Origin of the sequence: Brachyspira sp. SAP_772 (assembly GCF_009755885.1) — a bacterium.
Taxonomy (GTDB): domain Bacteria; phylum Spirochaetota; class Brachyspiria; order Brachyspirales; family Brachyspiraceae; genus Brachyspira.
Map to the genome: position 1 here is coordinate 1 of NZ_VYIX01000028.1, position 1,112 is coordinate 1,112.

The 1,112-nt window shown below is 21.0% G+C and carries 1 protein-coding gene and 1 pseudogene; both read right to left on the minus strand.

From position 1 onward, the window contains the following. Nucleotides 1-559 (minus strand): annotated as a pseudogene (locus GQX97_RS12315) (hypothetical protein); the annotation flags it as partial. Nucleotides 560-764: 205 nt separating this feature from the next. Next, the coding region (locus GQX97_RS12320) for an iron-containing alcohol dehydrogenase (RefSeq protein WP_157152217.1) at nt 765-1,112 on the minus strand (348 nt) is incomplete at its 5' end.

Sequence of the window (1,112 nt, forward strand, 5' to 3'; positions counted from 1 at the left end):
TTTTATCAAAAAAAGCACTATCACTCTTATATTTGAAAATGATAAGAAATATTATCATAAAAAATAAAAATATTATGTACTCTATTTTTAAAGATAAAGTATAAGAAATATCATAACTATCTTCATTATCATCTATAATCCTACTTGAAACTAGATTGCCAAAAGGGCTTCCATTTCTAATCATTCCTATTTTTTTTATATAATTATTATTTTCTGAAATTTTATTTATGTCTGGATAAACATCATAAATATCACTATTTCTAAATACCTTATCATAATATTTTATTCTAAAATTATARCTATAATTCATTATAGAATTATTAGTTAAAACATAATTAGTAATAGCAGCTTCATCTAAATTATTGTTTACAGTAAATAGTTGATTAATTTCTTCTATATTTAGATTATTTAATTCTAAAGTTTCAGTGATATTTATTTTAAACTCCGATAAATAACCTATTCGCTCTTTATTTCCTAAAAAAGATAATACAATTATTGAAACAGCAAATATAAYAACAAATRCTATATATATTTTAAAAAAWAKAYTTTTATTTTTCATTTTTAATCCCAAAAAATAATAAAGTATATAAAAARTTATAATTTCATTTAATAATTTCTATGATAAAAAATATTTTTYATATTTCAGAATAAAACTTTTGAAAATTATAGTATAAAAATTAATATTGTCAATTATAAAATAAAAAATGGGCAAGAAACTAATATAAAGCTTCTCACCCATAAAAAATTATAAAAGAAAAATTTTATTAATAAACACCATTATAAGCATCTAAATAAATTTGTTTTAATTCTTTCATAAGAGGATAAACCGGATTAGCACCAGTACATTGATCATTAAATGCCTGTTCTACTATATCATCAAGTTTAGCCATAAAGTCTTTTTCAGCTACACCATAATCTTTAATAGACAAAGGTATATCCAAATCTTTCTTAAGACCATTGATAGCCTTAATTAAATTAGCTACTTTTTCATTATCATTTTTGCCACCAAGACCAAGCATATCAGCAATAAATGCATATCTCTCTCTAGCATGAGGATATTTATATTGAGGGAATAAACCTTGTTTAGTAGGTTTTTCATTAGAATTATATTT